The organism is Thermopolyspora sp. NPDC052614, assembly GCF_040678635.1.
Taxonomy (GTDB): Bacteria; Actinomycetota; Actinomycetes; order Streptosporangiales; family Streptosporangiaceae; genus Thermopolyspora.
In genome coordinates, this window is sequence record NZ_JBFATZ010000005.1 from 334,672 (window position 1) to 355,932 (window position 21,261).

Here is a 21,261-nt window from a genome sequence, read left to right on the forward strand (position 1 = left end):
CCGCGCCCGCCGCCGGGTGGCGTTGGGGTTCCTCCGTTCGGCCGGTCACGGCATCGCTCCTCCGCCGTTGACGTTGTAGGTCTGGCCGGTGACGAAGGACGCCTCCGGCCCGGCGAGCCAGGCGATCGCCGCGGCCACCTCGGGCGGCCGCCCGAACCTCTTCATGATCAATTTCTGGGTCTTCTCCGCCACCCATTCCGGCGTGGCGTACGCAGCGGTCATGGGCGTCTCCACCGGCCCGGGGGCGACGCAGTTGACGCGTACGGCCGGGCCGAGCTCGCGGGCGAGCGCCCGGGTGAGGCCGATCACCCCCGCCTTCGAGGCGGCGTAGGCGGCGCAGTCGACGGCCCCGGTGTAGGCGAGCTGGCTCGCGACGGTCACGATCGCGCCGCCGGTCGCGGCGAGCGCGGGCGCCGCCGCCTGACAGCACAGGAAGGTGCCGGTGAGGTTGACGTCGATGGTGGTACGCCAAGTGCCGAGGTCGAGGTCGGCCAGCGGCACCTGCTCCATCACCCCGGCGAGGGTGACCAGCACGTCGATCCGGCCGTGCCGGTCGAGCGCGGTGTCGATCAACCCGCGGACCGACGCCGGGTCGGTGACATCGGTGGGCACGTATGTCCAACCGCCCGGCCCCCCGTCCTGCCCCCCGTCGTATCCACCGTCGCCGGCGCCGGGCAGGCGACCGGGGACGATCGCGTAGCCGTCGGCGGCGAGCCGGTCGCAGACGGCGCGGCCGAGGCCGCCCTCCGCGCCGGTGATCACCGCGACGGGGGTGGTCGAGGTGGTGGTGTTCGTAGTCGTCATCCGGTTCACCCTTGGAAGGCCAGTCGCATCACGGATTCCTCGGTCGCCTCGGCGCGGGACAGCTCGCCGACGGTCCGCCCGGCGCGCATCACGACGATCCGGTCGGAGGCGTTGAGCAGCTCGGGCAGCACCGAGGAGACCATCACGATCGCCATGCCCTCGTCGGCGAGCCGCCGGATGATGCGGTGCACCTCGGCCTTGGCCCCGACGTCGATGCCGCGGGTGGGCTCGTCCAGCAGCAGCACCCGCGGCCGGGTGGCGAGCACCTTGGCGAGCACGACCTTCTGCTGGTTGCCGCCGGAGAGCGTGTTCACCGGCGCCGACGGCCCCGCGGTCTTGATCCGCAGGTCGGCGATGTACCGCTCGACGAGGCGCCGCCCGAGGCGGCGGCGCACCCAGGGCCCGGTTGCGACGCTCGACAGGCTCGACAGCTCGATGTTCGCGGCCATCGAGAGGCCGAGCTGCAGCCCTTGGTCCTTGCGGCTCTCGGGCACCAGCCCGACGCCGCGGGCGAGCGCCTCCGCCGGATGACGCGGCCGGTACGGCCGGCCGTCGAGCAGGATCCGCCCGGAGGTGGGCCGCGTGTGCCCGAAGACGGCGGCGAGCAGCTCGCTGCGCCCGCTGCCGACGAGCCCGCCGATGCCGAGCACCTCGCCGGCGTGCACGGACAGCGAGGCGGAGCGCACCCCGGGCGCGGCGAGGTCCTCGACGACGAGCGCCGGGGGCCCCGACGCCGCGGCGGTGGCGTGCTCGGAGTACACGACATCGAGGTCGCGGCCGATCATGTGCTGGATGAGCCGTTCCTCGTCGAGGGTGGCGGCGGGGGCGGTGACGATGTGCCTGCCGTCGCGCAGCACGGTGACCGTGTCGGCGATCTGGAGGACCTCCGCGAGGTCGTGGCTGATGAGCACGATCGCCCGCCCGGCGTCGCGCAGCTCGCGCAGCAGTCCGAGGAGGCGGCGGGAGTCGCTGTGCGGCAGCGACGAGGTCGGCTCGTCGAAGAAGATCACCTTGGCGTCCATGGCGAGGGCGCGGGCGATCTCCACGAGCTGCTGCTGGGCGACCGAGAGCCGGCCCGCGGGCGTACGCGGGTCCACGTCGAGGCCGACCTTCTCCAGGTGGGCGGCGGCTTGGCGGGCGAGCCGGCGGCGGTCCACGAAGCCGAACCGGGACGGCTCGCTGCCCACCAGGACGTTCTCGGCGACCGACAGCGAGCGGATCACCGAGAGCTCCTGATGCACGATCGCGATGCCGCGCGCGGCGGCGCCGGAGGGCCCGTGGAACCGTACCGGCTCGCCCTCGACCAGCACCTCACCGGCGTCGGCGGTCTCGAAGCCGGACAGGATCTTGGAGAGGGTGGACTTGCCGGCGCCGTTCTCGCCGACGAGGGCGTGGACGCGGCCGGGTTCGAGGGTGAGGTCGACGTGGTCGAGGGCGGCGACGCCGGCGAAGCGCTTCACCATGCCGCGCGCGGCCAGCACCCCGGTCCCGGCCGGGGCGAGGGTGGTCATGTCCCGCTCTCCCCTCGGGAGACCCGGTCGAGTACGACGGCCGCGACGACGACGATCCCGGTGATGATCTGCTGCCAGTAGGTGGGGACGTTCATCAGCGTGAGCCCGTTGCCGAGGGTGCCGATGAGCAGCGCGCCGAGGAACGTTCCCGACAGCCGGCCGCGCCCGCCGAAGAGGCTGGTGCCGCCCACCACGACGGCGGCGATCACGTTGAGCTCGAATCCGACGCTGCCCGCCGGCTGGCCGGACGACAGCCGCGAGGACAGGATGAGCGCGGCCACGCCGGCGCAGAACCCGGCGAACACGAACACGAACAGCAGCACCCGGTCGACCCTGATGCCCGACAGCCGCGCCGACTGCTCGTTGTCGCCGACCGCGTAGATACGGCGGCCGATCTTCAGCCGGTGCAGGATGACGTAGCCGACCGCGAACGTGATCGCCATGATGAACACCGGAACCGGCACGGGGCCGGCCTTCCCAAGCCCGATCACGGCGTAGTCGGAGTTCCGGATCGAGATCGGGAAGCTGTCGGTGATCAGCAGGGCGAGCCCGCGGACCCCGGTCAGCGTGGCGAGGGTGGCGATGAACGCCGGCACCCTCGCCACGGTGACGAGCAGGCCGTTGAGCAGCCCGCAGAGGGTGGCGACCACCAGGGCGACGATGACGGCGACGACGGCCGACCCGAACACCCCCAGCGTGGCGTGCTGCAGGTAGAGGGCGGCGACGCTGCCGGTGAGCGCGACGACCGAGCCGACCGACAGGTCGATCCCGGCGACGAGGATCACCGTGGTGGCACCGACGGCGGCGATCGCGGTGATCGACACCTGTTGCAGGACGTTGGTGAGGTTGTTCGCGGACAGGAAGTTCGGCGCCTGCACCGAGAAGAACGCCGCCAGCAGCAGCAGGGCGACCACCGGGCCGACCTGGGCGAGGGCGCGCAGGTCGCGGCCTTTCAGCCAGGCCAGGGGCGCCCGGCGTACGGGCGGCCCCGCGGCCGAGGATGTCGCGGCGGTGGGCATCAGGGTCCTTTCGAGGATGACGAAGCGGTTGCCAGTGGTTCAGAAGGCCGGCTGCACGGACCCGGACTCGATGCTCTCCTTGGTGACCAGGTCCTCATCGAGGACCTTGTACTGCGGCACCGGCTCGCCGCGCAGGTACTTGACCACCTCGTCGACGAGGATGCCGGCGGTCGGCTTGTGGATCACCGTGGCGAGCGCCTTGCCCTGCTCGATCGCGGTGAACATCTCCTTCTGGCCGTCGAGGCCGACCACGTCGATGCCGGTACGGCCGGCGGCCTCGATCGCGGCGATGCCGCCGAGGGCGGCCTCGTCGTTGGCGCCGAAGAGCAGGTCGGCGTCCTTGTGGGCGGCGAGCATGTTCTCGGCGGCCTTGTTCGACTCCTCGCGGCGGTACTGGCCGGGCTGCTCGGCGAGGATGGTGAAGTTGCACGCCTTGAGCAGCTCGATCTCGAAGGCGTTGACCCGGGCCACGCTGGAGGCGTCGCCGGTGATCCCGGAGATCACCAGCACGTTGACGTTGTCCTTGCCCTTGTAGTGGTCCGCGATCCACTTGCCGAGCTGCCTGCCCTCGTTGGCGTACGGGGCGAGCACCTGGGACGCGGGCTGGACGCCGAGCATGCCCTTCTGGGTGAAGAAGTAGGGGATGTTCTGCGCGCTCGCCTGGCTGAGCACCGCGTCGAGCCCCTGGGTCTTGGCGGGCATCATCATCAGCGCGTCCACGCCCTGGGTGATGGCGTTCTGCAGGTCGTTGAACTGCTGGTTGACGTCGTCGTTGGCGCTGATGACCTGGATGTCGACGCCGAGTTTGGCGGCCTCGGCCTCGGCGAGCTCCTTCTGCTTGACGAGGAACGGATGGGACAGGCCCTCGATGGAGAACGCGATCTTGATCTTCTTGTCGGAGGCGACCGGGCTGGGGTTGGTGTTGGTCGCCTTGTCCGACTCTGCGGCGGCTATGCCGTACAGGTTCTTGTCGAGCTCGGCCTGGAGCTCGGCGATCCGCGCGCTGTTCTTGGTGCAGCCACCGTCGTCGACCGTGCTCTGACCAGCCGCCGCGGAGGCACCGGCCGAGGTGGTGCCGGTGGGGGCGTTGTTATTCACGTCGGCGCTGCACGAGGACGCGACGAGGGCGGCGAGCAACAGACCGGCGATGGGCAGGGCGGTTGTGGTGGCGGGGTTTTTCATGGGTGTTCCTCTCTTGGGAAGGCGATCTCCGCCTCCCCGGCAAGGGCGACCGTCGTGTCAGGCTCGACCACGACGGCGAGAGTGAACCGGGCCCGGCGACGGCCCGAATCCACGTGAGAGCAGGTCGCCCGCGCCGTGACACGCGACCCCACGGGGACAGGGGCCCGCAGGGTGAAGGTGTAGTTCACGGAGACGCCCCCGGGGGCGACCAGCGAGGTGAGTGCGGTCTGCAGGTAGGAGGCGACGAGCAGCCCGTGGGCGATCGGCCGGCCGAACCGGGTCGTCGCCGCGTAGGCCTCGTCGACGTGGACGGGGTTGAAATCTCCGCAGAGCCGGGCGTACGACGCGACGCTCTCGGCGTCGACCACGGCCTCGTGGGTGGCGGTGAGGCCGATGGACATGTCGGCGATGCTCTTGCGACGGGTCATCGCGAGCCCTCCCCGGCGTCGTCGCCGGCCGTTGCGCGGGCCTTTGCGTGGGCGGTTGCGTGGGCCGTGGCTCGGGCGCTCAGCCGGTCGGTGATCTCCTGGGAGACGGAGCGGGTGAGCGGCCCGAGCCGCTCGTGCAGGTCCTCCTCCGACACCCGGTAGATGGGCCCGCCGACGCACACGGCCGCCACGACGCCTTCGCCGCCGCCCAGCACCGGTGCGGCGACCGAGCGCACGCCGATCTCCCGCTCCTCGAGGTTCACGGCGTACCCGGCCTCCCGTACCTTGTCGATCTCCGTCATGAGCTCGGCCGGATCGGTGATGGTGTTCGGGGTGTAACGCCGGTACTCGAGCTGGTCGACGAGGCGCTGGGTGACCCCTTCGGGGAGAAAGGCGAGGATCACCTTCCCCTGGCTGGTGGCGTGGAGTGGCACCCGCATCCCCACCGATCCGTACATCTGCACCGAGTGCGTTGACACTAGAACATCTAGGTACGAAAGTTGCAAACCATCACGAACAGACAGAAAGACCGTCTCGTTGGTCTCGTCGCGCAGCCGGACCAGGGCCGGGCGAGCGACGTCGGCGAGGAGCTGATGATCGATGCCGTCCCCGGCCAGCAACCGGATCTGCGGCCCCGGCCGGAAGCGCCCGCCAGGGGCGTCCTGTACGGCGAACCCGCGGTCGACCAGCACGCGCAGCAGCCGGTGCGCCGTGGGGAGCGTGAGCCCCAGGGTGGCCGCCGCGTCCGACGCGCCGACCCCCTCCGGGTGAAGCGAGACCTGAGTGAGCAGGTCGAGCACCCGGTACGCCGACTGAGCCCCAGGAACTTCCATATTATGGATACCCCTTCCACGATGTAGATAGGATCGACCCCAGCCGTCGGCGAAGTCAAGGGCGGGTTACGCGGAGATGAACCGACACCCGCCGCCGACGCACCGGCCAGACGCGATCATGCCGAGCACACCGAGGCTCCAGGAGCGAATCGACCTCTCCGCCCGGCCGCCGGGAGGCCGGGATGCCGGGATGGACGCCTCGCGAGGCGCCGCTGCGCCGTACCGGATCCTCGGCTCCGGTCAGCCGATGACGTCGAATCTCTTGACGCCCTTGGCGACCGCGACCGGATAGAGGAACGTGGCCGCCGGATCCTGCGGCCAGAAGACGCCGCTGTGCGGGAAGACGAGCAGCTCGCCATCGCCGCCACCGCGATCAAATTCACCAGGCCGTCGCCGACGTGGCATGGCGGATTAGATCTTCAACGAATGTTCTCGGTGAAAGTCGGCAGGTAACGGCTGGAAAATTGGTTCACCGGCCATCGCAAAGGCACCCAGAAGGCTTGGCCGACTACAACCTCGGCCTGTTCTGTGGGCGGCAATCCTCCGTCGACGTGCCGCATCCTGGTGTTCGACTGCTGAAAAGCCGCAGTTGAAAGGGGTGGCCGACCCGAAAACCATCCGGTCCGGGGTCCCCGGACCGAAGGTGAGTTCTCATCGCCGGAAGTGCCGGCGCAGCAGCTTGATGACGTCGTCCGCCTGTTCGGTGAGGAAGAAATGCCCGCCGGGGAACACCTCGACCTCGAATGAGTCGCAGGTGGTGTGCCGTGCCCAGGCGTGGGCGTCGTCGAGTGAGGTCTTGGGGTCCCGGTCGCCGGTCAGCACCGTGATCGGGCAGTTAACGGTGGCCCCCGGCAGGGCGCGGTAGAGCTCGGCCGCCTGGTAGTCGGCCCGCAGCGCGGGGAGCGCCGCGCGCATCAGCTCGGCGTCGTCGAGCACGAGCGAGGACGTCCCGTTCAGCCGGCGGATCTCGGCGAGGAGCCCGGCGTCATCCATCCGATGAACCGTCTCCTCCCGGAACACCGACGGCGCCCGCCGTCCGGACGCGAACAGCCGCACCGGGGTGTGGCCGTCGGCCTCCATCCGGAGCGCCACCTCGAACGCCAGTGACGCGCCCATGCTGTGGCCGAACAAGGTGAGCGGCAGGTCCATCTGATGGCGCAGGACGGCGTAGACCTGGTCGGCGAGCGCCTGCAGGTCGGTGAGGGGCGTCTCGGCGCGACGGTCCTGCCGGCCCGGGTACTGGATGGACACCACGTCGACCAGGGGAGCGAGTTCCCTGGCCACCGGCAGGAAGAAGGACGCCGGTCCGCCCGCGTGCGGCAGGCACACGAGCCGTGCGGCCGCCGTGTCGGCGGGCCGGTAGCGACGGCACCAGAGATCGTGGCCGGGAAAGGGCTTGGACATAGCGCTCCAAAAACGTCGTCGCTTCCATTGCGAATGCCGTGGAGTGTTGTTCCGGCGTCGGACGGTAACAAGGCCGCGAAGAGGGCGACAAGGCATGCCCGGGGGTGTTCAACTGCGCACGCTCCTCAGTTGAACACGGACATCGGGTCCGATGTGGGCAAGAAGCAGGCATGATTGTTCATCGCACGCTCCCACCAAGGGTACCGGGGGATGGAGCGCACGCTACCGGATCTTGAACCACCAGAAAAGCACATTGTCAGATCATTCAGGACAGAGCTATAAAGAGATCACCCAGGCATCGGGCAGCTGAACTGACGCACGTTGAGAAGTTCCTGCACCAAGACGCTCTGCTACCCCTCGTCACAGCGAATTTACCTTGAAGGGTTCACTGCGGCGAAGCCGTACGAGTGAGATTAGGACATGTCTTAGCAGATTGGCGGCGACGCCGGGCAGGAATCCGACCTCACGGCGAAGGCGGGTTGACTCCTCCATCCGTTCGCGCGCCGATTCCAAGCGCCCCGCCTTGTGGTCCGCGATGCCCAGATGACGGAGGGCATAGGACGCGGTCAGCAGGTCGCCCGCCTGTACGGCCTTGTGGTGAGACTCCTTGAGCACGGGAACCGCCGTGGCGTGATCATCCCGTACGACCTGAAGGAAACACCCGATCCAGAACAGCGCCTCCGCCTCGCCGCGTACGTCTCCGAGCCGCCGATAGAGCTCGGCCGCGTGTTCAAACAGGTCCAGCTCGCGGGGGCCGGCCTACATCACCGCCGAGGAGGGACGCCGGGACGAGGCGCGGAAACTGCTCGACGAGGCCGACTCGATCGCCGCTGACGCACCGGCCCACGGCATACTGCGTCACGTCCGCCAGGCGCAGGCCGAGCTGTAATGCCCGTCCCGCCCGCGTCAGCCGGGCGAGCCTGGGAACACCGAGACCACCATGCCCCTCGCCAGGCCTGATGCGCCATAGGTTCCGCAGCGGCCGACGTGATGCCCACGTCGCACCGATCAACCGATCCGTATCAGCAAAATTCGCTTATTCGCTGTGTTGCCATGGTCTACGGTGATCGCCTGATCGGTGCTGCCGACCAGGCGATCCGCACGCACCGGTTCACCGGATACGGGAAGGAGCCGGTAGTGGAGGAGATTCTGCGCGGGCTGGCAGAGGAGGAAAGCGTTTACGACCACTGCGAAAAGGTGGAGCGAGCGGCGGCGGAGGGGCGTTCCGCGGAGCTGTACGAGCTGGGCCTGCGGCTGTCCGCCCACTCTGGGGAGGCCTGGCAGTTCGATAACCTGCTCGGCTTCGTACAGGAGGCGCTCGCCCTGACCCCGGCCGGCGACAACGCCGCCACCGCCGTACGCCTGGTGCACGAGACGGGCGCCAGCCCGTCCACCGCGCGATCGTTGGCCGCCTGGCTGGCGGCGGGGCAGCCGCCCGAGGTCGTGTTGCCGCTGCTGGTGAGGGAGGACGAGGGAGCGCAGGAGCTGCTGGCCTGCCTGACGCACGAGCTGCTGCTCCGGCATCCGCATATCGGCGAGACCGACGAGGCACGGGAACGCGCCCGGCGGATGACGGCGGCCGGGCATCCGCTCGCCGCACTGCCGCTGCACCTGCTGGAGATCGAACGGGACCTGCTGCTCCCGAACTACTCGCTGCACGGCACCGCGTACAGCATGCCCTTCGGACCTTCCGACGGCAGGAGGCCACGCCCCCGTACCGCAGCTTCGCAGGCCGAGGAGGTGACCACCCCGGCTGACGTGGAACTGATCACCGCGGCGGTGCTGAACTGGACGAGGGAATCCAACGGCCGGGCCGAGGCCCGGCTGTTCCACCTCCCCGAGCCGGCCCCTCTGAACGTTGAACTGCTGGACTCCCTCGGCCTGCACGCCTTGGCGGGGGACGGCGAGATCTCGGCACGGCAGGCCACACCGGCCGAGGTGATGCGGATACTGTTCGCCGCGGCCTCCACCGGCGGGGCCTACAGCAGCGCCCGCGGCGGGGCCTACGGACGGCTGCTCGCCTGGCGCTCCATAACCGGGCTCACCGGCGCGTCCGCGACGGACGGGGTGGACGGAGTGGACGGGGTGGCGGCCCTGGCCGACGAGTGCTCCTGGCTGCTCTTCGACGCGGGCACCCAGTGGTTCGACGAGGTCGCCTGGGACGTGGGCGTCGCGACGCTGCGCCCAGGAGGCCGGACGGTCGCGGTGCTGGCGGCGACCGACACGGACTGATCTGGGCGCCCAGGCCCGGTTGTAGCATGCTCGCTCAGCTCGACCGACGACTTTTTTGAAGGGCGTGCCCCGATGAGGCCGCGCGTGCTCGGCGGGAGTCGGTTTCCGATGCGCGGTTTGGCACGGCTCGGCGCGGACAATCGGATCCCGACCCCGGCATGCCACCGCCAAGGCCCGGGCGAAGCCGACGCCGGTCGGCGGTAGGTTCGGCGACCTACTCGGCTGCCATCGGAATGAGCCTGGCGGACAACTCCACCCCGCAGAGGCAGTGGCGGTGACGTGGTAGACGCGGCCGCCCCAGTCGTCGTCCGGGAAGGAGTCCGACACCCGCATGTACGCCGCCTTATCCGGGCCGAGGTACGGAGTCAGGTCGATCACCTGGTCGGCCTCGGTGATCCGCCGTTCCTCCCGCAGCACGTTGGTCCACTGCTCGGCGTCCGGGCTCAGCGAACCCGGTGAGTCCGCCGGCTCCGAGCCGCGGTCGGGCCGCTTGGCCGAGCGGACCCGCCACCGGCACGCCCTCATCCACCAGCTGCTCGCGCAAGGCCACGACCTGCGCGCGATCGCCCGCGAGCTCAAGCTCGCCCGCAACACCGTGCGCCGCTTCGCCCGAGCGAACGATCCGGAGGAGTTGCTCGTGCACAACGGCACCGGCAAACGCCCCAGGATGATCGAGGAGTTCGCCGGCCACCTGCGCAGGCGCTGGAATCAGGGCTGCACCAACGCCGAGCAGCTCTACCAGGAGATCAGGGCCATGGGCTACCGCGGGGCAGGCAAGTCGGTACGCGAGTACGTCCGGCCCTGGAGATCACCGGCCACCATCGCGTCGCCGCCGCCATCGCCGCCCACCGTCCGCCAGGCCACCGGCTGGTTCCTCCGCCACCCCGGCACCCTCAAGGCCGGCGAACAACAGCACCTGCAGATGTTGACCACGGCCTGCCCGGCCCTTGCCGCGCTCCGCAAGCACGTCCGCGCCTTCGCCTACATGATGCTGCGGCTCGGTGGTGACGGCCTGGAGCAGTGGATGAAGCGGGTTCAGGCTGATGACCTGCCAGAGCTCCATTCCTTCGTGGCAGGGTTGCGGCGCGACTTCGACGCCGCCAGAGCCGGCCTGACCTTGCCCTATAGCTCAGGCAAGGTGGAAGGCCACGTCAACCGCATCATTATGTGGAATTTGTTTTGTCAAGCCGTGCCGATCGGTCGCGGTCAGTTGGGTGCCGAATCCCCGAGTAGGACGACCTTGCTGACAACGGGATCGAAGCCGAGGACCGGGTGTTCTTGGCTTCCGCCTTCCGGGGGTCATCAGCACCGGCTTGCCGAGTTCACTCCCGATGGCCCGAAGGAAGTCGCAGAGGGTGTCGACGCCCTCTTGACCTTGCAGTTCACGAAGGTCGACGTCGAAGTCGATTTCGGTCTCCGATATGAGCCTGAAGATCGCGAGCACGGCCGGAGCAGGCCAGACTCGCAGCGACACCGTCTCAGCCTCGGGTGGACGCGCGAGCACTTCGGCGGCGGTGGGCAGCGGCAGCACCGTGTCGCCTTGCGAGTACTGCCACTGCCATCCACGCGCTCTGACCAAGTCCAGGAAGGTCTATCAGTCCTCGACGGTGGCGTCCGGGACAAAGAGGTCCGGCAGTGCGCCCATCAAGTCGGGATCGAAGAATTCCCTGACCTCGTCCCATCGGAGATCCGTCATGCCGTCATGCTGCCTGGTCGCGGGGCCTGCCGCAGGTCGATTACGTCGGCTTCTGGTTGACAGCGATGACCGGAAGCAGCGTCGCCTGAGCCGGAATACCGATCTGCCGCGGGGGCGCACCGGACGGCGTGGGGACGTCGGCAAGACGTTCCAGAAGCTGGTCAAGGGCTGCCTGACCGTCATCGACCGCGGCCCGCTCGTCGTCGGTGAGCGGGACGGCGGCGAGCATGCGCTGCAGGTTGTCCTTGGCCTCCAGCAACAGAGCCTTGGAGGAGTCCTTCGGCGTGTAGAAGTCACACTTGGCGCAAGCCATCCGGTGCGGGCACTGCTCGAAGAAGGTGTAGTTGCAAAACCCGTGTCCCAGGTCGTAGTACTGCCATGGCTCTCCGGCGGCCGCGGCCCCGTTCTCGACGGCGTCTCGGTCGACCAGCACCTCGATGGTGCGGACGTTGCGTTCGAAGTATCCGGCGTCGGTGTAGGCCCGCGTCAGCGTCGCCGGGGTGATCTTTGCATAGTACCGGGTGGACTGCGGGGAGCGGTGGCCGAGCCAGGCCTGCAGCTCGAACAGCGTCATCGGCTCCTTGGCGTTGTAGAGCCGGCCGGCGATGGTGGAGCGGGCCCGGTGGCTGGTGATGTTCCCGCGGACGTCGGTGGCCGGGACGCCAGCCTTGCGGCAGAGCATAGGGATGACGGTGTTGTTAATGTAGGAGGAGGAGATCCGGCGGGCCCTGAAGGCGAACAGCAGGTGCACCTGCTCGCCGGTGCGGCGGTCGACGAAGACCGGCTGGTCGGGGCGGACGGCCTGCCAGGCGTCGATGGCCTGGCCCAGGATCGGGTCGACGGGCTTGGTGAAGGCGGTTCCGGTCTTGTGGGTGGGAACGTCCAGGAGGCAGACCGCGTCGCGGGCCAGGACCTGGTCGGAGTCGCCGGAGATCGGGGCGTCCTGGTGCTGCCAGCGGATGCATCCGAGGCGCAGCCGGGCGATCTCGTCGCTGCGCAGCCCGCTGAACAGCCAGGTCACGGTGATCGCGCGGACGAGTTCGATCGGATAGAAGTGCCCCGATCTGGTCTGCGGCAGGTCTGCCTGGTCGAGGTTCAAGCCGGCCCATAACAGCTTGGCCCAGATCTCGTCAGCGATCACGCGGGGGTTCGGGCCGAGGAGCGCGGCGATGCTGCGCGGGGTCGCCAGCGCGCGTTGTGGGTCGAAACGGCGGGGCAGCCACTCCCATTCCTGGCAGTCGGTGAAGAACCTGCGCAGTGCGGCGAGTTGCCCCTCCTTGCTGCCGGCTTCCAGCGGCTTGCCGATGCGGTCCTTGAGGCCGACGGTGCGCTGGACGTAGTCGCCGACGTTCATCCGGTCGAGCGCGGCGACCCAGGCCGCGCAGGTCTGCCGGGTCCAGTCGGCCGGGTCGGCGGCGTCGGGGTGTTCGGCCTGGAGCCAGCGGCCGACTTTGAGCAGGTTGGAGCGAACGCCGCTGCGAGTTCGGGGCGTCAACGTCGAGGTGGCATGCCAGCGGTCGACCCACTGCTCCCACTCTGGTGCGCCGCCGGTGGCGCGGGCCGAGTGACGGCCGGTGCCCTGCCGGGGCGGATCGCAGAACCCCAGCGCGCTCACCGCCCGTTGCAGGGCGTGCAAGGTGTTCATTTGCGCGCCCGGCAGCAGACGCTCCCGCCGGACGCGATCGAACAGCTCGGTGGTCAACTCGTCGATGTGAGGGCTGCGGTTGAGCAGGAACAGCCGGCAGGCCACCATCGGCAACAGCGTGTCGTCGTCGCGACCGAGCCGGTAACCCCACTCGTCCAGGACGGCTCGAACCTGAGCAAGCTCCTCACTCAACCGGTCACGCCCGAAGATCTGCCGGGCCAGGGTGAGGCGTTGGAAGCTGCCGAGGCGATCGAAGCCGGTGAACGAGCCCAGCAGGTAGGCGTGCGCCGCCAGATAGGGGCGGACCTCATCACCGGCCCAAGCGGGCGCGTTGCGGCGAAACCTCGCCTGGTCACGGCCCAGCACGTGGACCCATTCGTCCTCGGTCCAGCCCCAGAAGGTCCGGCCCTCCTCGGCACAGCGCAACAGCAAGAGCGCGACGACATCCAGCATGGCGCGTTGCCGATGCGGCGTGACCGGGCCGTCCAGGCCGGCGTTGAGGACTTCGAGCGGACGCACCAGCCGTCCGACCGTCGTCCAGCCGGGGGCGGACCGGTCATGATATTGCAGCCGCCGCAGGTTACGGACGCCGAGCTCGGCGATGCCCCGCATCTCGTCGGCGCGAACCTCAACCGTCGTATCGAAGCGGTGACCAGCAAGGGGTGAGCGCCAGCGGGGCGTGGGAGCCTCGGCGGCCCTGGGGAATACGGCGATCATCGCGACGTTCCCGTTGTTGCGATCGCCGCAGAGGTGTCGATGCCGGTGAGCATCGCGATGCGCCACGCATGGATGTGCTCCATGCCGCGGCTGAGCTTGTCGGCCAGGTCCCGGCCGGACAAGTGGATGTACTGCAGGGTGGAGTCGGTATGACGATGCCCGGCAAACGTCGCGATCGCGTGCAGTTCCCAGCCCATCCGGGCCAGATCCGTCAGGCACAGATGCCGAGTCGTGTGAGTGGAGAACTGCGGGACCTCGGCGGCCAGCGCGATCCGGCGTACGACCTTCGACCAGGTCCACAAACTCAACGGCTGGGCGTGATTGCGCCGCGATTCCGACAGGAACAACAGCCCGCGCGCCCTGCTGATCCTCATCCGGTGCGCCAGATACCTCGACAACAGCACACCGGTCGCCGCCGAGTACGGCACCACACGTTCCAGCCGGTTCTTCGTGGTCTCCGCCCTGATCCGCAGGGTGCGGTGCGCCGGGTCGAGGTCATCGGTGCGCAGCAAGCACAGCTCTTCGCGCCGCAACGCGGCGTCGTAGGCCAGGGCGAGCATGACGCGGTTGCGGATGGGTTCCTCGGCCGCGACCGCCAGGACGTTCCTCCACTGTTGCTCGGTGGGGATCCACGGCAGCTTCGTCAACCGGGGCACCAGACCACGCTGATGCCTGCCCCGAGACCCGCCCCAGCGCCGGCCCGGCGTGTACCGTCCCCGGCCGACCGGGTTGGAATCCCGCAGGCCCTCCTCCATGAGGTGGTCGTAGAACAGCCTGACCGGCACGATCCGCTGCTGAATGGTCGCGTTCGACAAGCCGGAGCCCGAATCGAGCGCGACGACGTTCGCGCCCCGACGGCTGCGACGCTCGGTCAACGCCCGCACGAATACGCCGATGTGCGCCCGGCTGGCCGTTACCGGGTCGACGCCCTCGCGCTCGCACACCTCCAGGTACTCGGCCAACCCGCGCGCGTAGGCATCGATCGTCCGCGGCGCCCTTCCCAGGTCCACCCAGATCCGCAGCCACTCGGCCGCCCGCGCATGCCGGCCCAGCACCGGCCACTTCTCCTCCAGCACCACCGTGCCGCTCAAGCCATCTCCCCAGTTCCGTGGTCAGGACCGAGGAGACATGATCACCTCCACGGCCAGATTCCACGTAACTTCTAAGATGCTCAAACGGCAGATGTACGGCCGGGCCAACCCCGACGTACATCTGTCGTTTAATCATTGATGCGGCTGCTGTGCCCTTCGACCGGTCCGGAGCTATGGCGCAAGTTCAGGCCCGCTCGGGCGGCGTCGTGGTCGCTGCGTAGTCCGGCGACGAAGGAGTGCAGCTCAGGCAAATCGTCGGCGTCGACGGCGGCCATCCAGGCATCCAGATGGTGGCCTCGCCGGTGCATCATCATCTCGGCGAAGGCGCCGAGCGGATCCCGGCGTGGAAGGACGCGCCGCCGGAGGCGGTGATCGGGCTCGCCGCGGTGTGGAGCCTCTTCCGGGAATTCGTCGCCCGGCATGGCCCCGAGCGCATCCGCGCGTCGCGCGCCCGCGCCGCTGCCGCCGACCGAAAGTGGCTCGGCCACCAGCGGCGACACGCTCTTGGTCGTTGACATTCCTGACCTTCGTCGGACCTCGGCGCTGCCTCGACATCGTGTCTCCGTCGCCCGCTTCCGCGATGTCGGATCAGCCCAGGACGCGGTGAATCGTCAAACCGAGTTGGAGAGTGACGAGGTTGGAAGGGGATTTGATCTCGACGCCGAGGATCTCCTGTATGCGGCCGAGTCGGTAGGTCAGCGTGTTGATGTGGATCATCAGCTCCTTGGCCGTGACCTTGGCACGCAGGTCGTTGGCCAGATAGCACTCCAGCGTGTCCACCAGGGAGCTGCCATGCCGCTCGTCGTAGGCGAGCAGGGAGCCCAGTACTTCCTCGCGCAGTGCCCTAAGGCGTTCGACATCCGAGGTCTCAACCAGCAGTCGGTAGACGCCGAGGCGGCGAGCGTCGAGGATCGTGCCGGGCCGCCGGGATCGGCGCGCCAGGCGCAGCAGGTTCTCGCCGAGGGCGAGGTTGTCGCGGATGGCGGCGAGGTCTTGGCACATGCCCGCCATGACCACGGGCCAGGCGGCCGTGCGGGGATGCGGGTCAAGGGCCTTGCGCATCGCGGCGGCTGCCTGGTCGGGCGACAAGACGAAGTTTTCCCCTGCCGGAAGCAGCACGGCGACGACGTTGCCGTGGCGGGCGGTAAACGGCTGGCAGGCGCGGTCGCCGAGGCCCGATCTGACGGCCTCGATCGCCGACTGGAGAGTTTCACCATCGGCGACGCCGTCCGGGTCGCCTGCCAGGAGCGCGAGCTGAGGTGAGCGCAGGTCGTAGCCCAGACGGTCGGCGGTCTCCATCACCAGTTCGGCCGAGGAACGCCCGGCCGCGCCGAGGAGATCGGACAGCAGTTGCGCGTCCGTCTGCGCGCGGGACTGCTCTTGCACCTTGTGGCCGAGCATGTCCAGCGCGACGGCCATGGTGCCGTGCTCGATGGCACGACGGACGAGCGAGCCGTCCAGTTCCGCCGGCACGAGCGCCCACAGCGTCCCGACGATCCGCTGGTCGAGCACGACGGGAGCGGCGTAGAGGACCCGCCCGTCCTCACGTTCCCCGTTGACCAGGGTGGAGGGGCGGCGTGAGTCCACATCGCCGATCGACGGCGGCTTCACGGCCCGGGCGGTCCTGATCAGGGCGCGCACGTCGGCGCGTCCCTCGTCCTGGCTCACCGCGGCCAGGATTCGCTGGCCAAAGTCCTCGATCACCACCGCGGCGGTGAGCACCTGCCCCAGTGCGCGGGCGATGCCGATCACGCCTTGCCGATCCAGCACGGTCCTGGTGAGCAGGGTGTGGACGTCGTCGGCCAGTTCGCGCTGGCGCAGCAGTTCGGTGAGCTGGCTGAGACGCTGGGCGCGTTCCTGGTGCAGGGTGGCGGTCTCGACGGCCGCGGCGGCGTATCCGGCGATCGAACGCAGCAGCGCCAACTCAAGGGCGTCGAAGGTCCGCGTCATGCGGTTGTACACGTTCAGCACGCCGCGGCACCCCGCCCTGGAGATGAGCGGAACACTGGTGAAACTGCGAAAGCCTTGGCGGTGTCCCATCGGCTGCCAGTAGCGCAGCCGGGGCTCGGCGTCGATGTCGGGGACCTGAACGGGCTGCCCGCTGTCGATCGCCTCCAGGATGGGCGTCCACATGTCATTGCGCTCATCGGGCCGGAAAGGTCTGAACGAGCTGAGGTAGTCGGGGTCGAGCCCGTGCGCCCCCGCCTTACGCAAGGTGCCGTCCGCGTCGGCGACGAGCAGCAGGGCGAAGTCGCAGCCGAACATCAGCGCGGCGGTCTCGGCGATCCGATCGAGGAAGGTGGCGATGTCCTCGAAGTGGTTGAGCTCGTCGTTCAGCCTGCCCAGGGCCCCCAGCCACTCCAGCAGATCGAGCCGGGAGTCCACACCGCCTCCCCTCCCGTCGTCGTTCATCGCAGGGTATTCCAGCGCGTCGGTCACGAGAGGGGGGTGGTGCATCGTCGTCAGGCCGCGATCTCGGTCAGCGCCCGGTTCCTGGTGCGTACGCCGGCGCTGATGGCCGCCGCCGCGACGCAGATGCAGGCGATGACGGCGATGACCGTCCAGGTGCCGCCGAAACTCTGCAGAATGGGCAGGATCAAGAAAGGAGCGATGGCGCCGCCGAAGTGGCCGACACCGTCGCCGATCGCGGCCGCAGTGCCCCGGGCGCGGGTGGGGAACATCTCCGCCGTGTAGGTGAAGGCGGGAGGCGTGACGATGCCGACCGCGAAGGTGTACAGGAGCATGGCGGCGGTGAAGACACCCATGCCGAGATCGGTGATCAGGAAGGCCAGACCTATCCCCTGGGCCAGGCAGCCGAGGATGATGATGGTCCGGCGCTCGACCCGCTCGATCACGGTGATGAGCAGGATGCAGGCGATCGGGCCGGTGAGACGCGTAATGACGGTGATGAGGATCGCGTCGCTCAGGGCCACCCCGAGATCTTCGAGGATGATCGCCATATAGCTGTTAAGACCGTAGAAGGCGACGTAGTAGGCGAACCAGAAGATCACCGAGACGGCCAGACGTCCGGCATACGGCTTGCGCAGCAGGGCCGACAGCGGCACCTTCGTGGCCTCTTCCCCGACCTCCTCGGGGGGTGGGGCCTGCTCGGCGGCGGACGGCGTGACCCCCATGCGGGTCTCGATGGCGCGGGTCAGTTTCTCGGCGCGGTCGAGCCGGGCGTGTTCGGCGAGCCAGCGCGGCGACTCCATCAGAGCGCGGTCGTTGAGCAGCGGCAGCACCAGCAGGACCAGACCACCCGCGCCGAGCAGGATCCGCCAGCCGCCGTCCAGGTCGAGCACCGGCAACGAGACGAAGCCGATGACGATCAGTAGGATCGCCTGAACGAGGTAGATTTGGCTGATGATGCGCCCCCGGCGGCCCTTGGGCGCGAACTCTCCGAGGTAGACCGTGGCGAGCGCGAGGACCGCTCCCATCCCGCAACCGGTGATGAAGCGGAACACAGTGAAGCTGACGAGGTCCCAGGAGAAGGCCGACAGCACGCCGCCGATGCCGAGGATGAGGATGGTCAGCCCGAGCCCGAGGCGGCGCCCCCGGCGGTCGGCGATGTGGCCGCAGATGTAGGCGCCCACGCCGTAGGCGACGAGGTTCGCCGCCACGGGCCAGCTCAAATCGAGGCCGGAAAGACCGAGGTCTGTGCTCAGCGCCGGCAGCGTGATCGTCAGGACGCTGATGTCGTAGTTGGCGAACAGGAAGGTCAGCATCAGGGCGATCCGGCCCATCATGTTGAGCCCGAAGCCCGGTAGCCCGTCCAGGCGGGCGTTGATCGCGGCTGCGCGTGCCCGTTCCGCTCCCGGCGATACGGCCATCGGCATGGCTGCCTCCATTCAGAGGGTGGGGGGTGTGGAGAGGATCAGGTCGTTGTCCTCGCCGACCCGGGGTGCGCGTCGGCGTCGTCCCGGAGTCGCCGATGTGAAGGCGGTCGGCATCCCGGTCCAGGGCATGCCCGGGTACGGCAAGCGCCGGCCGTCTTCGTGCTCGACGTCGGTGTAGAAGCCGCGGGCGTGCAGGTGCTCGTCGGCCGCGATCTCGGCCGGGGTGAGCACCTTCGCCCACGGGATGGCGCGCTCCTGGGCCTCGGCGAAGAGGTCATCGCTGGGGAACGCGGCGCAGAATCGCGCGATGGTGTCCACGATTTCCTGCATGCGCACATCACGCTGACGCTCCGTGCGGAAGCGATCATCGCGCAGGTCATGCTCGAAGCCCTTTGCGTCGAACCAGTCGCAGATGGTCGCGAAGCGCCGATCGTTGAGATACAGGGTGAGCGCGCACAGGTATCGCCCGTCGGCGCAGCGGAACTGCCATCGCGGGGTGGTGAAGGGCGCCGCAGCGTGCCGCCCCGTGTGCCGGTAGATGGTTTGGCCGCCGAACTCCCACATCGACACCGCGATCTCGGTCGAGACGGCGATCGCGTCGTGTACGGCGACGTCCAGGATGGTGACCTTGTCCGGGCGGGGTGCGTTCAGCGCGGCGACCGCGTACGTGGCGGCCAGCACGCCGGCGAAGTGCGCGGCCTGCCCTCCGGCAGGAGTGATCGGCCGGGCCGGGGCGCCGTCCACGGAGTCGTAGCCGGTCTGCGCGGTTACACCGCCGAGCGCCATCGAGACCAGGTCGCAGGCCGCGAGATCCCGCCAGGGCCCGGTGAGCCCGAAGGGGGTGATCGCGACGTGGACGAGGCCCGGCCGCAGGACGCCGAGGACGTCCTCGGTCAGGCCGAGCCGTTCGGCTCCGTCAGGCCCGAGCCCGTCGAGCAGCACGTCCGCACGGCGGATGAGGCCGTGCAAGCGCTCGCGTCCCTCCGGGGCCGCCGGGTCGAGGACGACCGAGCGCTTGCAGGTGTTGTAGTGGGCGAAGGGAACGCTCTCGCCGCTTTCCAGGTGCGGGGGCGCCTGCCGCGTGGGCGCGCCCTCGGGCGGCTCCACCTTGATGACGCGGGCGCCGAGGTCGGCCATCAGCTTGCCGGCGTACTGGGCCAGGCCGAGGTCGAGTTCGAGCACGGTCACGCCATCGAGGGGAAGGGTCTGCTCGGTCATCAGTGGGTCTCCGGGGTCAGGCGGGTGAAGGGAAGTCCGGCCGGCCAGGTCACGCCGGCCTCGCGCAGCCGGTCGATCTCGGCTTCGTCGAGTCGCAGGACGGTGCGCAGGATGTCGTCGGTGTCGTGGCCGAGCAGGGGCCAGTGCTCGCGCAGCGGCAGACTCTCCCCGTTGATGTGCAGGGGCAGCGCCTCAAAGCGGTGTTCGCCCACGACCGGGTGGCGCAGCCGCTGGAAGACGTCGCGGGCGGCGAGTGAGGGGTCCGACTCCAGCCGGTCCCGTCCACTCTGCACCGCGGCGCAGCGCACCCCGGCGTGCTGGAGCCGGTCCATGAGCTCGTACTTGCCGAACCCGGCGGTCCACTCGGCGAGCCGGGCGTCGAGGTCGTCCTGGTTGGCCAGGCGGGATTCCAGGTCGGCGAACCGCTCGTCCCTGGCCCACTCAGGATCGCCCATGCAGGCGCGCAGGTTCTTCCACTCGTCCTCCTCCAGCACGCCGATCGCGCAGAACGCGTCGTGGTCGCCGTCAGCGGTCGGGTAGACGTTGTACGGCGCGCCGTGTTCGTAGCGGTACCCGTCGCCGCCGCCCGCCCGCCAGCGGGCCCGGTTGCCGGGCGGGAAGGCCGTCTCGTCCGTTCCCGCGCCGCGTGCTGCGCAGTCGAGCAGGATCGGGCCGAGCATGGCCGCGCCCGTTTCGACCTGGGAGAGGTCGATGCGGGTGCCCTGGCCGCTGGTCGTCCTGCCCCGCAGCGCGGCCACCGCGGCGTACGCGGCCTGGTAGCCGGTCATGACGTCGAGGAAGGAGTAGCCCCATCCGGCGGGTTCCCTGCCCGGCTCGCCCGAAGCGTAGGTGACGCCGGACGCCGCCTGCGCGGTCGGTCCGTAGCTGACATAGGAGCCATGCGGGCCGCTGTGGCCGAAGCCGGACACGCTCAGATAGATGATGCCGGGGTTCAGTTCGCGCATGCGCTCGTAGGTGAGCCCCCATCCGGCCATCACGCGGGGCGAGTACGACTCCACGACCATGTCGCTGGCGGTGATGAGCCGCTCCAGCAGGGCGAGCCCTTCGGGAGAGCGAGCGTCGACGGTGAAGCTGCGTTTGCCGATGTTGAGGTCGGCGAAGAATCCGCCGCTGTCGTAGATTCCCTCGGTAGTGGGCGAGAAGGAGAACATGCGACCCGGATCCGGGCGGGTCGGCCACTCGATTTTGAACACCTCGGCGCCCAGGGCGGCGAGCACCTTGGTGGACGTCGGGCCGGCGACGTTCCAGGAGAAGTCGACGACTCGTACGCCGTCCAACGGGGCGAATGGCATGGCGAGGTCCTCCTGCCGGGGAGCAGCGGTCGGGGTGGGGGAACACGCGCCCGACCCGTGGGGCGGGAACGCGGCAAGTGGTGGATGGTTTCACTCTGGTCCCACCCGCCCGCGTTCGTACAGTGTTCACACGCCCGAAACTTTGGCCCGGCTCTCGTGTGTTCACCCAAGCCTTGGACCGCTCTATTGCCGCCGGACGCGCCAGGAGTTAGACCAAGACACAATTCCCCTCATCCGCATGTGCCCCCGTGCAGCCCGGCAAGCCCGCCGGAGGCAGCCACGTGCTCGTCGTGCGGGACGTGGAGCGGGAGCGGGCGCACACCCGCGACGGC

General features: G+C 69.2%; 17 protein-coding genes. 2 read left to right on the top strand and 15 right to left on the bottom strand.

Annotated elements, in window-relative coordinates:
- Positions 1-45: 45 nt before the first annotated feature.
- From AB0K60_RS13630 to AB0K60_RS13665, 8 genes are all read right to left on the bottom strand, one after another.
- Positions 46-804, bottom strand: coding sequence for an SDR family oxidoreductase (locus AB0K60_RS13630; protein WP_364052946.1), 759 nt, complete (start codon positions 802-804; stop codon positions 46-48).
- Positions 805-809: 5 nt separating this feature from the next.
- Positions 810-2,315 carry a sugar ABC transporter ATP-binding protein gene (locus tag AB0K60_RS13635; RefSeq protein WP_364052949.1) on the bottom strand — a complete coding sequence of 502 codons (1,506 nt, stop codon included), beginning with the start codon at positions 2,313-2,315 and terminating at the stop codon, positions 810-812.
- Positions 2,312-3,334 carry an ABC transporter permease gene (locus tag AB0K60_RS13640; protein ID WP_364052952.1) on the bottom strand — a complete coding sequence of 341 codons (1,023 nt, stop codon included), beginning with the start codon at positions 3,332-3,334 and terminating at the stop codon, positions 2,312-2,314. Before AB0K60_RS13640 ends, AB0K60_RS13635 begins: the two co-directional genes overlap by 4 nt.
- Before the next feature lie 39 nt (positions 3,335-3,373).
- Positions 3,374-4,516 (bottom strand): substrate-binding domain-containing protein, encoded by a 1,143-nt coding sequence (locus AB0K60_RS13645; RefSeq protein WP_364052954.1) that lies wholly within the window; start codon positions 4,514-4,516, stop codon positions 3,374-3,376.
- Positions 4,513-4,944: a MaoC/PaaZ C-terminal domain-containing protein gene (locus tag AB0K60_RS13650; RefSeq protein ID WP_364052956.1), complete on the bottom strand. Its 432-nt coding sequence runs from the start codon at positions 4,942-4,944 to the stop codon at positions 4,513-4,515. The genes AB0K60_RS13645 and AB0K60_RS13650 overlap by 4 nt, the downstream gene beginning before the upstream one ends.
- Positions 4,941-5,777 carry an IclR family transcriptional regulator gene (locus tag AB0K60_RS13655; protein ID WP_364052959.1) on the bottom strand — a complete coding sequence of 279 codons (837 nt, stop codon included), beginning with the start codon at positions 5,775-5,777 and terminating at the stop codon, positions 4,941-4,943. Before AB0K60_RS13655 ends, AB0K60_RS13650 begins: the two co-directional genes overlap by 4 nt.
- Positions 5,778-6,017: 240 nt before the next feature.
- The gene (locus AB0K60_RS13660) at positions 6,018-6,182 is read right to left on the bottom strand and encodes a hypothetical protein (protein WP_364052962.1); all 165 of its coding nucleotides are present in this window, start codon (positions 6,180-6,182) and stop codon (positions 6,018-6,020) included.
- 246 nt (positions 6,183-6,428) lie between these two features.
- On the bottom strand, positions 6,429-7,181 hold the full coding sequence (locus AB0K60_RS13665; protein WP_364052965.1) for an alpha/beta fold hydrolase: 753 nt from the start codon (positions 7,179-7,181) through the stop codon (positions 6,429-6,431).
- 1,053 nt (positions 7,182-8,234) lie between these two features.
- Here AB0K60_RS13665 and AB0K60_RS13670 point away from each other — a divergent pair.
- Entirely contained in the window at positions 8,235-9,413 is a 1,179-nt protein-coding gene (locus AB0K60_RS13670; protein ID WP_364052968.1) for a DUF6183 family protein, read from the top strand.
- Between the two features lie 490 nt (positions 9,414-9,903).
- Positions 9,904-11,169, top strand: coding sequence for a hypothetical protein (locus AB0K60_RS13675; protein ID WP_364052971.1), 1,266 nt, complete (start codon positions 9,904-9,906; stop codon positions 11,167-11,169).
- On the opposite strand, the gene AB0K60_RS13680 is transcribed toward AB0K60_RS13675, so the two are convergent.
- The 7 genes from AB0K60_RS13680 to AB0K60_RS13710 all read right to left on the bottom strand — a co-directional run bounded on the left by AB0K60_RS13680 (position 11,150) and on the right by AB0K60_RS13710 (position 20,929).
- Positions 11,150-13,471 carry a tyrosine-type recombinase/integrase gene (locus AB0K60_RS13680; protein WP_364052974.1) on the bottom strand — a complete coding sequence of 774 codons (2,322 nt, stop codon included), beginning with the start codon at positions 13,469-13,471 and terminating at the stop codon, positions 11,150-11,152. The genes AB0K60_RS13675 and AB0K60_RS13680 overlap by 20 nt on opposite strands.
- Positions 13,468-14,550, bottom strand: a complete 1,083-nt coding sequence (locus AB0K60_RS13685; RefSeq protein WP_364052977.1) for a site-specific integrase — start codon at positions 14,548-14,550, stop codon at positions 13,468-13,470. Before AB0K60_RS13685 ends, AB0K60_RS13680 begins: the two co-directional genes overlap by 4 nt.
- A 140-nt stretch (positions 14,551-14,690) precedes the next feature.
- The gene (locus AB0K60_RS13690; RefSeq protein WP_364052980.1) at positions 14,691-15,080 is read right to left on the bottom strand and encodes a hypothetical protein; all 390 of its coding nucleotides are present in this window, start codon (positions 15,078-15,080) and stop codon (positions 14,691-14,693) included.
- Between the two features lie 70 nt (positions 15,081-15,150).
- The gene (locus AB0K60_RS13695) at positions 15,151-17,019 is read right to left on the bottom strand and encodes a GAF domain-containing protein (protein WP_364052983.1); all 1,869 of its coding nucleotides are present in this window, start codon (positions 17,017-17,019) and stop codon (positions 15,151-15,153) included.
- Positions 17,020-17,024: 5 nt separating this feature from the next.
- Complete coding sequence (locus tag AB0K60_RS13700; RefSeq protein ID WP_364052986.1) at positions 17,025-18,398, bottom strand: MFS transporter; 1,374 nt, start codon at positions 18,396-18,398, stop codon at positions 17,025-17,027.
- A gap of 12 nt (positions 18,399-18,410) precedes the next feature.
- A complete protein-coding gene (locus AB0K60_RS13705; RefSeq protein WP_364052989.1) occupies positions 18,411-19,616 on the bottom strand; it encodes a CoA transferase in 1,206 nt (401 codons plus the stop codon).
- A complete protein-coding gene (locus AB0K60_RS13710) occupies positions 19,616-20,929 on the bottom strand; it encodes a CoA transferase (protein WP_364052992.1) in 1,314 nt (437 codons plus the stop codon). The genes AB0K60_RS13705 and AB0K60_RS13710 overlap by 1 nt, the downstream gene beginning before the upstream one ends.
- Positions 20,930-21,261: the final 332 nt, after the last annotated feature.